The sequence below is a fragment of the Pseudoalteromonas sp. SG43-1 genome (assembly GCF_014164415.1).
Lineage (GTDB): Bacteria > Pseudomonadota > Gammaproteobacteria > Enterobacterales > Alteromonadaceae > Pseudoalteromonas > Pseudoalteromonas distincta.
In genome coordinates, this window is the sequence record NZ_JACJFD010000023.1 from 1 (window position 1) to 15958 (window position 15958).

General features: G+C 38.4%; 11 protein-coding genes. 8 read left to right on the plus strand and 3 right to left on the minus strand.

Translation table 11 applies throughout. The annotated features are described in order from the left end of the window. Positions 1-161: 161 nt before the first annotated feature. Positions 162-767 (minus strand): TIGR04211 family SH3 domain-containing protein, encoded by a 606-nt coding sequence (locus H5159_RS15200; RefSeq protein WP_002958928.1) that lies wholly within the window; start codon positions 765-767, stop codon positions 162-164. 307 nt (positions 768-1074) lie between these two features. Here H5159_RS15200 and H5159_RS15205 point away from each other — a divergent pair, with 307 nt between their 5' ends. The 4 genes from H5159_RS15205 (at position 1075) to H5159_RS15220 (ending at position 6379) form a co-directional block, all read left to right on the plus strand. Beyond that, positions 1075-2598: a CYTH and CHAD domain-containing protein gene (locus H5159_RS15205; protein WP_024596277.1), complete on the plus strand. Its 1524-nt coding sequence runs from the start codon at positions 1075-1077 to the stop codon at positions 2596-2598. After that, positions 2599-3264: an START domain-containing protein gene (locus H5159_RS15210; protein ID WP_154903669.1), complete on the plus strand. Its 666-nt coding sequence runs from the start codon at positions 2599-2601 to the stop codon at positions 3262-3264. An 87-nt stretch (positions 3265-3351) separates the two neighbouring features. Then, positions 3352-4161, plus strand: coding sequence for a phosphate/phosphite/phosphonate ABC transporter substrate-binding protein (locus H5159_RS15215; RefSeq protein WP_182670812.1), 810 nt, complete (start codon positions 3352-3354; stop codon positions 4159-4161). Further along, positions 4148-6379 carry an ATP-binding protein gene (locus H5159_RS15220; protein WP_182721287.1) on the plus strand — a complete coding sequence of 744 codons (2232 nt, stop codon included), beginning with the start codon at positions 4148-4150 and terminating at the stop codon, positions 6377-6379. The genes H5159_RS15215 and H5159_RS15220 overlap by 14 nt, the downstream gene beginning before the upstream one ends. A gap of 39 nt (positions 6380-6418) precedes the next feature. Here H5159_RS15220 and H5159_RS15225 read toward each other — a convergent pair whose 3' ends face one another. Beyond that, the gene (locus tag H5159_RS15225; RefSeq protein ID WP_182715436.1) at positions 6419-7936 is read right to left on the minus strand and encodes a S10 family peptidase; all 1518 of its coding nucleotides are present in this window, start codon (positions 7934-7936) and stop codon (positions 6419-6421) included. A gap of 363 nt (positions 7937-8299) precedes the next feature. Here H5159_RS15225 and H5159_RS15230 point away from each other — a divergent pair, with 363 nt between their 5' ends. The 4 genes from H5159_RS15230 to mrcB all read left to right on the plus strand — a co-directional run bounded on the left by H5159_RS15230 (position 8300) and on the right by mrcB (position 13805). Next, a complete protein-coding gene (locus tag H5159_RS15230; protein WP_002958922.1) occupies positions 8300-9523 on the plus strand; it encodes a diguanylate cyclase domain-containing protein in 1224 nt (407 codons plus the stop codon). A 211-nt stretch (positions 9524-9734) separates the two neighbouring features. Next, entirely contained in the window at positions 9735-10073 is a 339-nt protein-coding gene (locus H5159_RS15235; protein WP_004587162.1) for a P-II family nitrogen regulator, read from the plus strand. Positions 10074-10082: 9 nt separating this feature from the next. Further along, positions 10083-11312, plus strand: coding sequence for an ammonium transporter (locus H5159_RS15240; protein ID WP_024596272.1), 1230 nt, complete (start codon positions 10083-10085; stop codon positions 11310-11312). A 150-nt stretch (positions 11313-11462) separates the two neighbouring features. Further along, positions 11463-13805 carry a penicillin-binding protein 1B gene (mrcB, locus tag H5159_RS15245; protein ID WP_024596271.1) on the plus strand — a complete coding sequence of 781 codons (2343 nt, stop codon included), beginning with the start codon at positions 11463-11465 and terminating at the stop codon, positions 13803-13805. A 230-nt stretch (positions 13806-14035) separates the two neighbouring features. On the opposite strand, the gene H5159_RS15250 is transcribed toward mrcB, so the two are convergent. After that, a complete protein-coding gene (locus H5159_RS15250) occupies positions 14036-15877 on the minus strand; it encodes a methyl-accepting chemotaxis protein (protein ID WP_182780575.1) in 1842 nt (613 codons plus the stop codon). Positions 15878-15958: the final 81 nt, after the last annotated feature.

Sequence of the window (15958 nt, forward strand, 5' to 3'; positions counted from 1 at the left end):
TGAGTATGTTCGTTAATCATAATGTGCCCTCAAACAAGATTTGAAGATCTGATCATGACATTGAGATTTAGTTCAAAAAAATCCCCGCTAATTTCTTAGCAGGGATTTGTGTATAAGAGACAGCTGTAAAGCGGCTTTTTTGTATTTAGTTGGATGGAGCTTTACGCCCAACCTTCGTAGCGCTTACGACGTGACAGCACTATCGTTAATATAATACCTAAAAACAGGCCTAAAAACGCAATAGCACCACCGTAAGTCAGTAGCTGGCGTTTCTCTTTTGAGCTAGCAGCTTCTTTTTGAGTGCGCTCTTGCTCTAGCGTTGTTTTAAGCTTAGTAATTTGAGCAGATAACTGCAGATTTTGATCTGTTAAAGTTTGGTTTTGTTCTTGTAGCTGTGGAAGTTCTATTTGAGCTTGACGTAGCTTTTCTTGCATAGTGCTCATTTCGCTACTTAGTGTTTTGTACTGTTGGTGTAAGCCCGCTGTTTTAGTAATAAACTTAGTTTCTATCCAGCCTTCGCGGTCTTTATCATCTTTAATTTTTATAAAGCCGTTTTCTTCATTTGATAACAAGGTTAACTTTGTTCCAGCATCTACAGAGCCGAGTAGTCGATAATTTTTACTCGCCCCAGAGCGCATAAAAGTGTATAGATTATCGATAATATAAGCGGTGTTTGCATTCGTTGAATTTGCAGGTTGTGCTTCTTGTGCATAACTCATGAATGTGGTGGCTGTTAAAAGTAGCCCTAATAAACAATGTTTTAGCATTTATCTACCTTGTTGATCTAACTGCGTCCGTTATGAACGTGATTTTTATTTCACATAAGTAGTTAGATAGTATGGATTAAATAGATCAATAGCAAGACTGATATTGTAACCCAGTACGGTAACGCAGGAGTAGTTATCGAGTCCACTAGGTTACAAGCCTCACGCTATGATTAAATTGCTCCTAGATAGAACGAAATTTAATCCACAAAGGTCATCAGGCCCTAAAATAAGGTTAAAAAATTTGCATTGTTAAGGCGCTTTGTTTATTTTGAGCACTTATTTATTTTAAAGGTAATCCGCAAACCGAATGGATACTGAGATAGAACTGAAATTTTTGGTATCAGATGCCGTTATTCCACTGATCCCCTCGTTAATTACTCAATTTGCAAAAACGGTGAAGAATAAACCGTCTCGCAGCTTACAAAATGCATACTACGATACGCCAAGCAGAGAGCTTAGAGCGCTTGATATAGGCTTTCGAACGCGTTGTTCTGACAGCGAATGCGAGCAAACTATAAAGCTTGCAGGTGAAGTGGTAGGTGGTTTACACCAACGTCCAGAGTACAATTTACCAATTGAATCAAGCCGCCCTAATTTAATGGCGTTTGATGCTGATATTTGGCCTCATGGCATGCAAATAAGCGCCATCTCAAAAAACTTGTATCCAATATTTAGTACTAACTTCATTCGTCGTACTTGGTTAATTGAAACCGAAAGTGGCGCTAAAATTGAAGTCGTACTCGATAAAGGTGAAATTGCGGCTTCGGGTAAAATTGAAATTATTAGCGAGCTAGAAATTGAGCTAGTTGAGGGCAGTCGTAATGAGCTGTTTGCATTTGCAGATATACTAGTTAGCCAAAACTGCATACGCTTAGGTTTGTATTCTAAGGCCGCGCGTGGTTATCGACTTGCTGATGAAAAACCTTTAATGCCAAGCAAATCTATTGGTTTTGTACAATTACCAAAGTCGACTACTCAAGAGCGTGCTTTAGTTGAAGCCATGAACTTTGGCATTCGCTTTGTACAAAAGCACGAGCAATGCTATTTCGATAAGCCAAGTTTAAAAACACTTAAACGCGTAACTGACGGCATCAGTTTAATCCGCCATACTTTTTGGCTATACGACGATATAGTATCTAAAGAAAGTACAGAGCACTTACGTACCGAACTTAAATGGTTATTAAGTGAATTAGCGTGGGTAGAAAACGCGATTCAATTAAAAACGTACACGTCTAAACGCCATGCTTTTTATAAAAAAATTAATGCGGCGCCAGCACTTGCTCAAGTCATTGGAGACTTAAAAGAGTTACAGCCAAGCATTGACGATATAAATGCACTGTTTCACAGCGCACGTTATAATCGTTTATTACTATCGTTAACTACCTGGTTAATCGATAAGCAATGGCGTAAAGACTGGGGGCAAGCAGAGCTTCAAGCGGCTGAGCAAAATGTGTCGTCTATTGCCAATAGGCTTTTCAATAAAGACTGGAAAAACCTGCACGAGTTGCTTCCAAAGGAGCAAACACTCGATGTCGCTTCGTATTTAAACCTACGAACTCAGCTTGAAAATAGCCTACTGAGCGGTAACTGTTTAGGATCGTTATTTGATAAAGAAGAACGCCTAGAGTTTAGATTGCCTTGGCTTGATATTTCTCATGGTATTTATGAATTAAGTACGCTTGAGTATTTAAAGCAATTATGTGCAGGGCAAGAGGACGAACAGCTTGCTAAAATCCAGTCATGGCTTGAACAAAAGTCTGAATATTTGGTCAGTGCCATGGAGCAAAGTCGCCTTGCTTCACTTGACATAGAACCTTACTGGCAAAAATAAATGATGCGCTTTTGTAATAAAATTCAGTTGCAAAAGTGTTTATTCGTTATTTTTTTATTAGTTAGTTTTAACACTTACGCTGAGCCCATATGGCATTTGTATAAAAACAAAAATGGCGTAAGTGTGTATTATCAAAGCCACAGTGATAATACCTTTGAAGTAAAAGCGCAGATGAGCGTGAAAGGCGTATCCACCAATGAGTTTTTAGAATTACTTAGTGATACCGATGCCGCACCCCAATGGCTCGAAAATATATCTCAGGTAAAGGTTATTAAGCACATAAGCCCATCAGAAAATTTAGTGTACAGTTATTTTAATTCTCCTTGGCCTGTTAGAGATAGAGATAGCATTACTTATTCTTGTTATTCACAGCTGACTGCAAATAAAAGCCAATTGCTTATTAAGGCTCGCCCTAATAAGCAGCCCAAAAACAATGGCGTTATAAGAATTACTACTTTAAATGCACGCTGGCTGCTGAGTGAGGACAAAGGCCGCCTTGATATTGAGTACCAAGTATATGCTTTGCCTGATGGGGCAATACCTACTTGGCTAAGCAATAAGGTCGGATTGAAAAGTACTTACATCACATTTATGAACTTGCATCATATGCTCACAGATAAAAAATACACTCCAAAACTACCTGTAATCAAAGCAGGTCAATGCTAAATATCGAATATATAATAATTTAATGGTGTGTTGAGTAGTCTTTAACTACGCTTAAGCAATAATGACACGCTATTATTTGGAGAATTGATGAAGTATTTAGTGGCTATATTATGTTTGATACACAGCTCATTCTTATTAGCTCAAGAATATACCTTTGGTGTAGTGCCGCAATACGAGCCGCAAAAGCTAAATACTATTTGGCAACCTTTGTTAAAGCAAGTAAGTAAGCAAACAGGGGTAACAATAAAGCTAATTACAGTTGAGTCTATTCCTGTATTTGAAAAAGCCTTTGCTAATGGCGAGTACGACTTTGCATACATGAACCCATGGCATAGTGTTGTAGCATACGAAAAACAGGGGTATTTACCACTAATAAAAGATGCAGGGCGAAAGCTGCAAGGTATTTTGCTCGTAAACAAAGACAGTGATATTGATAATTTAAGCCAACTAGAGGGCGCTGAAATAGCATTCCCTGCACCTAACGCATTAGGTGCGTCATTATTAATGAGAGCTGATTTAGCATTGTTATACGGGCTAACAATAAAGCCTGTATATGTCCAAACTCATCCATCGGTATATTTAAATGTAGCACTGCACTCAACAATGGCGGGCGGTGGTGTAATGGGCACATTTAAACAACAACCAGAAAGCTTACAAAATAAACTCAAAATTCTTTATAAAACGCGTGAAATTAGTCGCCACCCAATTGTTGCCCACCCAAGGGTTGATGCTGCAATACAGTTAAAAGTGCAACAAGCTATTTTAGATATAGGGCAAAGCGCAGAGCATAAACATTTACTTGCAGGTATCCCAATTATTAAACCTAGTATTGCAACTTTAGCAGAGTATCAGCAGTTAACTCAGTGGGGCTTGCGCTCATTTTATGTTGAAAATTAGAGGGTTTCGTAGTTTAAGGGCGCAAAGCTTTATTGTTGTATTGCTTTGTGGCTTGCTTATGGCATGTCTTTTTATGTTTTACGCATTACCTGAACAAGCGCGTTGGGTAAACGATGGGCTTTCAAAGGCTGCTCAGCGTTCTTTAGCGCAGTTATCGACTTCTATAACGACTCCGTTGTTAACTAGGCAATATGCAGAGCTATATGAAGAGATAGACAGTCAACTTCAAACTCGCCCTAATTGGAAAAGTATTAAAATTGTTGATGTTGATTCAAAAAACCAATTGTATCCGCTTGATAATTGGGTTGGAGCAAATGAAAACGGCGACATGCTGTTATCTCAACAGGTGATATTTTTAGACAAACCGCTGGCTAATATTAGCTTGGTTGTTAATTTTACTAATGAAATTAACGAATCTTCAAAACTTCATTACACCTTAATATATATACAATTTATTATTTTAGTTATCGTTTTTATAGGTTTGGCTTGGCTGGTGGATTACAGGGTTACATCGCCGTTGAGGACGCTAAAACTTGGGTTTTCACGTTTAGCCAAAGGCGACTTTGATTGCCATATAGATAAACAACAACAAAATGAAGTGGGCAGTGTAATAAATGCATTTAATAATATGGTTGATGAGGTTGCGAATAACCATCAAAAATTAAATGCATTACGAATTCAAGCTGAGTCTGCAAGTAAAGCAAAGTCAGATTTTATGGCCAGTATGAGCCACGAATTAAGAACTCCATTAAATGCAATTTTAGGCTTAGCCCAGCTGTATGGATATGATGAGAGTGCAAATAAAGTACAAAAAGAAAACGCGAAAAGCATTTATCAAGCTGGAGAACATTTACTATTACTCATAGACGATGTGCTTGATTTAACAGCTATTGAGTCGGGTAATATGCAGTTTAGTTTTTCTTATGTGCCTATTAAAAGCATATTAGAAGAGTCAGTAGAGCTTGTCACTGAGCTTATTAAAGGGCAATCAATAACACTGCAAACTCACGGTTTTGAGTCCTTAGAAGGGTTGAGTATTTATATTGATCAGCGCCGCTTTAAACAAGTGATGCTTAACTTGCTTTCAAATGCGATTAAATACAACAAACCAAATGGCAGTATTAATATTAATTGTCGGGTGTTAAGTAATAAACAATGCGAAATAGATGTAATAGATACCGGATGTGGATTTTCTCCAGATGACATTTCTCGCCTATTTAAACCTTTTGACCGCTTAGGCGCTGAAACCAGTAAAGTAAATGGAACCGGTATTGGTTTAGTGATAACTAAGCAGCTGGTAGAGCGTATGCAAGGGTCTTTGAGCGCACAAAGCGAGCAGCACAAAGGTTCTTGTTTTACGCTAAACTTTAACAGTTTTGATCAAACTGACTTGCCAGCACAAGTGCAAGCCCCTCAAATAACACAGCAAAGCTTAAATGCGGTAACGCTTCCTACGCTTGAGGTTTTAGTGGCAGAAGATCAAGTTACAAATCAGCAAGTGTTAAAACAGCAATTAACTATGCTTGGAGTGTGCTCTACTTTTGTAAGTAACGGTGAGCAAGCTTGGGAGGCCATACAAAATAAACGCTTTGATATTTTACTAACCGACATTCAAATGCCCTTACTCGATGGGTTAGGGTTAGCCAAAAAAATACGCGAAAACACTCATTTTGATGAACTGATTATAATTGCAATTACGGCCAACATTACCAAAAACAACATAGATAATTGTTATACTTGTGGAATGAATGGCTTTTTAACAAAGCCTATTGAGCTTGTTAAATTAAAGTCGTTATTGATGGAGCATTCTCAAACTATGGTCAATACACGTTCAGAAAAATCAGATGGTGAAAGTATAGCTTCAGATAGTTTTGATCAATTAGATATTACGCTACTAAAAGCAATGCTTGGTGATGATCCTAGCGTACATTGCATGGTATTTAATGCGTTTTTACAAACAGCAGGGGAGCAAATTAAATTAGCTAACGCGTATGCTAAAAGTAAAAACTATGTTGATTTAGCTTTTCAGGCTCATGCATTAAAGTCGTCTTCAAAGTCTGTGGGGGCTATTGAGTTGGCAAATATATGCCAACAGATAGAAACACAGGCAGAGAGTGAAATAGTTAAAGGTGATTATATACAGCAGCTGGAAGAGTGCTTTAACGATGTAGTCACACAACTTAAAAGCTATTGTTTACGATATGAAAAACGCACATAAAAAATGGCTCTTAAAGAGCCATTTTTTGTTTTAGGTATATTAGTATTTAGCCGCTTGCCCTTTTTTGGGTAAAGCGTGCTGTATAAAGTCACGTAAATCGTTATTAGAGCTTTCTAAATCAGCGTGGCGAAGGTACATCATGTGTCCGCTTCTGTAGCCTTTAAAGCTCAAACGGTCTTTCATTTTACCGCTTGGGTCTAATTGCCATAACGTATATTTAGCGTCAAAGTAATTGGTTGCGCCATCAAAGTATCCTGATTGGATCATCACGTTTAAGTAAGGGTTTTGTGCCATTGCTAAACGTAGGTTTTCGCCTGTATTATTACCGGTTCTATCCCATGGGTGAACATTACCAAATAAATTATATTTTACATCCGTTTTATAGTTTAGCTCTTCACGCAAGTAGTGATTAATTGCAGGAGTGAAAGAGTGTAACCAAGAGGTAAGTTCAGCCCAGTAGTCTGGGGATTCACCCGCGTCTCTTTTATCCATTCCTAAATAACGAGAATCTAAGCGGCCTACAGTTTGACCACGTTCACGTAGTAGCTCTTTCCAGAAAAACTGAGTTGGAATATCTAAGTTATTTTGCTCAACAAACTTTTCTGATAAGCCTGCGTAGTGCGCCATTTTTGTAATTATGCGTCGCTTTTCATCAGCATTAATAAAGCCACCTTTAGCAAGCGCAGGGATTAACTCATTTACAGTAAACTCTTCAACTTCAGGTAATAACTCATCAAGATCTTTAGCTTGTAAATCGGCGTTAAGTGCTTTGTGATACCAAGCAGTCGCTGCAAAGTAAGGTAGGCGGTTAGCTGCTTTAATCGGACCATCGCGCTTAATACCAATGTCAGTAGGTGATACGAGAACAACACCGTTTATGTACATCCACTGACTGTTTTGAAGCTCATGAGCGAGTCCAGATACACGTGTTGTACCGTAGCTTTCACCAATTAAAAATTTAGGCGAGCGCCAGCGCTGTGCTCTATTTACAAAAGTATTTAACCACTCAGCAAGGTATTTAATATCGGCATTAACACCAAAAAATAACTCTTTTTGTTTTGCTTTGGAAGGCAGTTCGCCTTTTTCGTTTTCAAGTACGCGAGAATAGCCAGTATTTACCGGGTTTACGTAAACAATATCGGCAATATCAAGTACAGAATATGGGTTGTCTTTTACGCCATAAGGTTGAATTGGATAGCCTTCGTCATCAATTTTTAATACGCGAGGGCCAGTATAAGCAAGGTGCATCCATACCGAAGCCGAACCTGGCCCGCCATTAAAAGAAATAAGTAATGGGCGAACTGTCCTGTCGTCAACTTTGTCACGTGTGTAGTAGGTGTATTGTAGTGTAGCAACCGCGTCGCCTTTATCATCCCATACAGGTTGTGTGCCTGTAGCTACGGTATAACTAAAACGCTGGCCATTAATTTTAGCCTTATGTTGGGTAACTACTTTGCTGTCTACATCAATACGACGTTGGTTATCGGCAAGCGTGCTTGTACTAATTATTAATGCAATAACGGTTATCGGTAAACTGATAATACGACTAAGCTTCATTAGGTGTCCTTATTATTGTTGATACATCATTAAAGATAAAAATGAGTTAAATAACAAAAGTATTGAGACTAGTGGCCGATAATACTGGTTAAGTAAGGTATTAATACATTGAAAGGCGCGTATTAATCGCTTTTATAGTTATTTTGGATTTACTTTCTTTATTTAGTTAATTGCAAAATTCAGGTATATTGCGGCCTACTTGTATTGATTTTTTATACAGGCTATCACCAAAAAATCTAACGGATTACGCTTTCAAGCACATAAGTGCACTCTACACCGGATGTTTATGACTAATGCTATTGCAGTAATTGCGTGGTATTTGTCGTTTTGTGGTAAAACTAATTAAAGGTAAAGAGAAGCTTTATGCAAAGAGTATTAGTGGTTGAAGACAGTAAAGTAGTGCAGCAGGTACTTCGCCACTTAACTGCACAATACCTTGATGTGGCAATCGATTTTGCTTGGTCTTTAGCCGAATGTGCCACTTACGTAGAAAAATACGACTACACGCTTGCGTTAGTTGATTTAACCTTGCCAGATGCTCCTCACGGTGAAGTCGCAAAATATACTTTATCTAAAAAGATTCCTACGGTTGTTTTAACCTCAAAAATAGATGAGTACAAGCGCCAACAAATGCTTGAATTAGGTGTCGTTGATTATGTTATTAAAGATAATCGCGACTCTTACCATTACGCCGTTAAACTCGTTGCGCAATTGCTAAGAAACCAAGGTTGTAAAGCATTAGTAGCAGATGATTCATTACTGAGCCGCTCGTTAATGAAGCAAATGCTTGAAAAGCAATTGTTTGATGTGACAGATGCCCACGATGGACAACAAGCACTCGAAATATTAAAAGCTAATCCTGATATAAAGCTACTTATGACCGACTACGCTATGCCTTCTATGGATGGCTTTGAACTTGTTAAAGCGGTACGTAACTTTAGAGGCCGAGACGACTTAGCAATTATTGGCTTGTCGGGCGCGGGGAAACATGGCCTATCAGCGCGATTTATTAAATATGGCGCCAATGACTTTTTAACAAAGCCATTTATGAATGAGGAGTTTCATTGTCGAGTACTTCAAACAATGGAGCAACTATCGTTAATTTCAGATATTAAAGAAAGCGCGCATAGGGATCATTTAACAGGGCTTCATAATCGACGCTATTTTTATCAATATGCAGAAAAGCTCCTTAAAAGTAAAAACCAGAAAAATACTCTCGCATTGTTAGATATCGATTTTTTCAAAAATATTAACGATACATTAGGCCATGAGGGTGGCGATCAGGCTTTAAAGCAGGTTGGTTCATTAATCCGTACTACGTTTTCAAAGTTTACAGTTGCACGGGTTGGTGGAGAAGAGTTTGCCATAATATTACCTGAGATAGAGCTTGAACGTGGTCGTGAATACTTTGAAGCATTTAGAAAAAAGCTGGCTAGTTACGATTTTTCTATCAGCGATAAATCAATTAAAATTACTACAAGTATAGGCTTGGCAGACTTTCAAGACACTAGCTTGACGCAGGCAATGCGTGTTGCTGACAAAGCATTATACGAAGCTAAAAACCAAGGAAGAAACTGCGTGGTATAGCTCTGTTATATAAAGCTAAGCATGCAATTAATATATTGCACGCACCAATGTAGATAACTTGTTAAATTAACGCACCTAATTGGTGCGTTTTTTTTGTTATTTAGTTTCTGTTTTTCACTAACTTATTGTTTTAAAAAATATAAAAATAGTGGCACAAAGGTTGGATTGTTTAACCCAACAGGATAACAATAAAGAGTCCGAGGGGGCCGCTATGAAAATGATTAGTGCAATCATAAAACCATTTAAATTAGACGACGTGCGTGAAGCACTCGCTGATTTAGGAATTGAGGGGATGACAGTAGTTGATGTTAAAGGTTTTGGACGTCAACGAGGTCATACTGAGTTATATCGTGGTGCAGAATACCAAGTAGATTTTATTCCTAAGATCAAACTTGAAATTGCAACTCGTACTGAAAATTGTCAACGCGTTGTTGAAGCAATTACTAAAATTGCATCAACAGGTAAAATCGGTGACGGGAAAATTTTCGTGTACGACTTAGATCAAATTGTTCGTATCCGTACTGGCGAACTTGACGAAGAAGCAATTTAAGGGGGTCTCATGGAAAATACAATAATAGAACTAAAGTTTTCACTCGATACCTTCTATTTTTTAATATCAGGTATATTAGTAATGTGGATGGCAGCAGGTTTTGCCATGTTAGAAGCGGGCTTAGTTCGCTCTAAAAACACAGCTGAAATTTTAACTAAAAATGTCGCGCTGTATTCAATTGCATGTACGATGTTTTTATTAGTTGGCTACAACATTATGTATGTAGACAATGCCGAAGGTGGTTTTATTCCTTCAATAGGCGCTTTAATTGGCACACAAGCTGCTGATGCTGACCATTCTTTAGAATCTGATTTTTTCTTCCAAGTAGTATTTGTTGCAACGGCTATGTCGATTGTATCGGGTGCAGTTGCTGAGCGTATGAAGCTATGGGCTTTCCTTGGCTTTGCTGTAGTACTAACTGGTTTTATTTACCCTATTGAAGGTTACTGGACATGGGGTGGTGGTTTCTTATCTGAAATGGGCTTTGTAGATTTTGCAGGTTCTGCAATTGTACATGGCGCAGGTGCAGCTGCTGCACTAGCGGGTGTACTAATCCTAGGTGCTCGTAAAGGAAAATATGGTAAAAACGGTGAAATATACCCAATTCCAGGTTCAAACTTACCACTTGCTACACTAGGTACATTTATTTTATGGATGGGTTGGTTTGGCTTTAACGGTGGTTCTCAATTACTACTTTCGGATAAAGAAAACGCAACTGCGGTAGGTCAAATATTACTTAATACTAATGCAGCTGCTGCAATGGGTGCTATTGCTGCACTGTTTGTATGTAAGATACTTTGGGGCAAATCAGATTTAACCATGGTATTAAACGGTGCATTAGCAGGTTTAGTTGTAATTACTGCTGACCCACTTTCACCTTCTCCATTAATGGCATGTTTACTAGGTTTACTTGGTGGCTCATTAGTTGTGTTTAGCATTATAGCACTTGATAAAGTTAAGATTGACGATCCAGTAGGTGCTATCTCTGTACACGGTGTGTGTGGTGCATTAGGTATTATGTTAGTACCGCTAACCAATGGTGATGCAAGCTTTGTTAATCAGTTAATTGGTTTAGTGTGTATTCTTGCCTTTGTATTTGTAGCATCATTTATTGTTTGGACTGTGCTTAACAAAACAATGGGTATACGAGTAACTGAAGAGGAAGAACTAAACGGTATGGATCAACACGATTGTGGTATTGAAGCCTACCCAGAGTTTGTTTCTGTTCGAAATAGCTAATAGTTTATTTAAATAATAGTGTGTTTACATAAAGCCCTACTTCGGTAGGGCTTTTTTTGTTTCAGGGGGGGTTAACTTTTCGGATGTTAGGATATGCCCAATATGCTAAGCTCACACTCGTGAATAACCCTTGGAATAAATTACACTTAAATGGCCGACAATAAAAAAACACCTACCAGCAAACCTGCAGCTAAACGTGCTAGTAAATCGTCAAGCACGACAAAAAAAAGCACATCAAAGGGCAGTAAAAAAACAGTGAATCCCACTGTTAAACGCTCTTTTATGAGAAAAACATGGTCAGTGTTTTGGAAATTCAGCTTGGCTGTTTTTATTGCAATGGCAATGTATTTCATTTATTTAGATTCAAAAACTACACGTATATTTGAAGGTAATAAATGGCAACTTCCAGCGCAAGTGTATGCTCGTTCTATGGAGTTCTATCCGGGGCAATTTTTATCAAGCCAAGAAGTTGTGTTTGAGTTAGAGCGTCTACATTATTCATCTGTTAATAGATTAAGCAGAACAGGGCAGTTTGTTAAAACAGCAGATAGCATCAAGATTTATCGCCGTGATTTTGAATTTTATGATGGCCTTGAAGAATCACATATTATTGAACTTCGTTTTGCAGGGCAAAAAGTTGCGACTATTAAAGATAAGTTCGGCAGGCGTTTAAACTCTGCTCGCCTAGAACCTGTGCAAATAGCGCGAATTGGCAACGACTCTAAACAAGATAGAGAATTTGTACCGCTAGATAAGTTCCCAGCCATGCTTAAAGATACGCTACTGGTAGTTGAAGACCGTGATTTTTATGATCACCATGGTGTGTCGGTGTTTTCTATTTTACGTGCGCTTTATTCAAATATTAAAGCGGGACGCACCGTTCAAGGTGGCAGTACGCTTACTCAGCAATTAGCTAAAAATATTTACCTCACGCGTGAGCGTTCTTTAGTACGAAAAATAAATGAGGCCTTTATTGCCCTTATTTTAGATTATCGCTATTCAAAAGATCAGATATTAGAAGCTTACTTAAATGAGGTATACCTAGGGCAGTCATACAACCAAGGTATCCATGGTATGGGGCTTGCTTCTGACTTTTACTTTTCAAAGCCTGTAGACGAGCTTGAGTACGATCAAATTGCTCTGCTGGTGGCAATGGTTAAAGGCCCATCTTATTACAACCCACGTCGTTATAAAGAGCGCACAATGGAGCGCAGGGACTTAGTGCTGCGTCTAATGGTCGAAAATAAGTTACTTAGCACAAAAGAGTACCGTGCATCGCTTAATCGCCCAATTGATATTGCGCCAATGAAAGCCAGTTTACAAAAATCATACCCAGGCTATTTAGAGCTAGTAAACAGAGAGTTAAATGAATTATTACCTGATCAGCAAACACTTGATGCAGGCGTAAGAGTATTTACTTATTTTGACTTGCAAAAGCAAACAGCAATGGAAGAGTCGATTGAAAAGAGTTTACCGTACTTGGAAAATCGCCCTAGAACTGAAAAACTAGAAGCAGCCATGATCTCTGTTAATGTAGAAAAAGGCGGTGTTTCTGCACTTATTGCTGGTCGCGATGTTCGATATTCAGGATTTAACCGTGTTTTAGACACAAAACGTAATATAGGCTCGCTTGTAAAACCTGCCGTGTATTTAACCGCACTGCAATTGCCACATTATAATTTAGCTACTTTGCTTGATGACTCGCCAGTACAGGTCACAAATGAGCAAGGTAAAGTGTGGCAACCAGAAAATTTTGACCACCAATACCGTGGTGCAATTCCACTTTATAAAGCATTTAGTAACAGTATAAATATCCCAGCGGTTAATTTAGGCCTCGATGTAGGTGTTGATAAAGTAGTAAATACATTGAAAGGTTTAGGCGCAACAGGGGCGATAGACGAATACCCATCGCTGCTTTTAGGGGCTGTTGAAATGTCGAGTTTTGAAGTGGCTCAGCTTTATACAACAATTGCTGCAGATGGCGAATATAAAAAGCTCACTGCAATTTCGGCATTAACTGACTCTGTTGGTAAAGTACTTTATAAGCATAAAGTAAATGCAGAGCCTCGTTTTGATAAATCTGCAATGTATATGACCAAATACGCAATGAAACGCGTAACGAAAGATGGCACTGCTAAACGCTTAAATTTACACTTTCCGTCAATCCAGCTCGCTGGTAAAACAGGGACCAGCAACGATTTACGTGATAGTTGGTTTGCAGGCTTTGATCAAAATACAGTGACTGTTGCGTGGCTTGGTCGAGATGACAACAAAAGCACTGGTTTAACAGGTAGCGTAGGCGCATTAGAAGCATATATTCGTTACTTAAAGCCGCTTAACCCACAAGCAATAGCTGATACGCGTCCACCATCAATACGCTGGGCATTTGTAAATGAGCAAACGGGTAAGCAGGCACCACCAGGATGTGGCAAGGTGATTCAGCTACCGCTTAGAGCGAGTGAGTTCGAGCCTAGGCCGCAATGCATACGTTAGTTTAAGATTACTTTAAACAACAAAGCCGCTTATTTAGCGGCTTTGTTGTAAGTTGTAGTTAACGTAATTATACCAATCCGTAATAATACTTAATCAATTTGAGGGGTTAAATCTGACGTTAACTACGTTAAAAATTTCTGATATAGAACAACTAAATAACGAAATTTTTGCCTTGTTATCGACACGATTTTCTTCCCTCAAAATAGATCACTTAATTAAGCGAATTGGTATTAAGATTTAAAAAACTGCATTGATTTGGTTAAATCATTAGATAAGCGACTTAATTGCTGTGCATCTTGTAGCGTTGATTGAGCCGATGTTAGCGTTTGATCTGCTAAATTACTCACTTCTTGCGAATCATTTAATGCTTGTGTTGTTGCATTTGATTGCTGTTTAACACGCTCTGCAATTACTTCACCTTGATGTTTAATATCGCCCATACTTTGCTCTGCACTTTGCAATACTTCATTGGTTTGATTGGCTGCTTTTACTGATTGCTCCATTTTTTCAACACTTGAGCGCATTTTTTGCTGGGTGTCGTCAGATGCTTGTTGTAAAGAGCTAATAATTTGATGTATTTCTTGGGTTTGTGTTTGTGTACGCTGAGCAAGTGTTCTTACCTCATCAGCTACAACGGCAAATCCACGGCCATGCTCGCCGGCTCGCGCGGCTTCAATAGCGGCATTAAGTGCAAGCAAGTTTGTTTGATCGGCTATTTCACTGATCCCTTTACTTACTTTGCTAATTTCTTGGCTATCTTGTGCTAGTTTATCGAGCGCTTGTTGGCTCTCTGCAAATTCAATTTGGAGGTCTTGCATATATTTAGCAAGCTCCATTGTATTATCTGAACCTTGTTTCACATGAACTGCAGCATTTTGTGCGGTAAGCGTAGCTTGATGCGCTGACTCTTCAACTGCAAGTGCGTTTTGAGCCATATCGCTTAGTGCATTATAAATGGCATTGACTCGAATTTGCTGTTTTGAAACATCATTGCTTGTTTCGCTACTCGCATGTGATAGCGATTTAGTTGCGTCGCATAGCTCTTCTGTACTTGCTTTAACATCAAATAATAAATGTGAAAATGCGTTAAGTAATGCGTTGTAGCGCGATGCAATAATTCCCATTTCATCATTAGTGCTCGAATCGATAGTTGCATTTAAGTCGCCATTCGCGGCTCTATTCGCGGCATCAGCAAAGCGATTAATGGTATCAACAACTGCAAAATAAAAACCAATCATCAAATAAAATGCAAATAGCAAACTGATCAATGAAGCAGCTAAAACAAGATTTCGTGTCCACTGTTGAGTTTGTAGTTTTGCCTCTATAAGGCTCTCAAGTGTTGGAATGCTCTTACTAACAAGTTGATTAATACTACTGTGAACGTTGTTTGTTAGCTTATTGAACTCTGCTTGAGTTAATAGAATATCGTCTGGCTCAAGTAGTTTTTCATCTATCGCTTTTTTAAATGCACCCACAGCACCGTGTAAATTAGTTAAAGGAGGCATGAGCGCTTTGTTTACTGATTTATCTGCATTGGTGGCTACATTGAGTATTTTATCGAGTTGTTTTTCGTATAAAGGAAGTGACTTACTAAAATTTGAAAGTGCTATAAACGTATCGGGCGTAAAACGATTACTAGCTAAAACAGTATTAGCGCTTTGCGCTGTTGAGTTTATTTGCATTATAAGTGCAGGAATTGGCGTGACTAAAGAGCGGTTTACATAAGCGCTTGCTAATTGACTGTCTAAGGCTAGATTTGATTGAATAGAAACAAGTTCAAGTACTTCATTTGCTTGAGTGTCTTTTATGTCAAAGCCGAGTGAGCGAGCTATTTTTATATTTTGATTCGTATCTCCCTGCATTTGATTTGAAAGTATAGATCTGTAGCCTTTTAAGCCTTGCTGCTGCATTTTTGAAACAGCAATACTTTCACTTAATAACGAGACTAAAAAAAATAAACTAAGTGCTAGAGGAACGAGTAAAATTCCAAACATTAAGCTGATTTTAGTTTTGTATTTTAAGTTTGCCATTAGCTGGATAGCGGGAAAAGAAAATTGGCGTAATCCTGACATAAGGCTCTCTTGTATTTTTTGTATTAGGGTAAAGGTGAATAGACCTTGTTACGCTTAATTATCATTCATTTATAGTACATT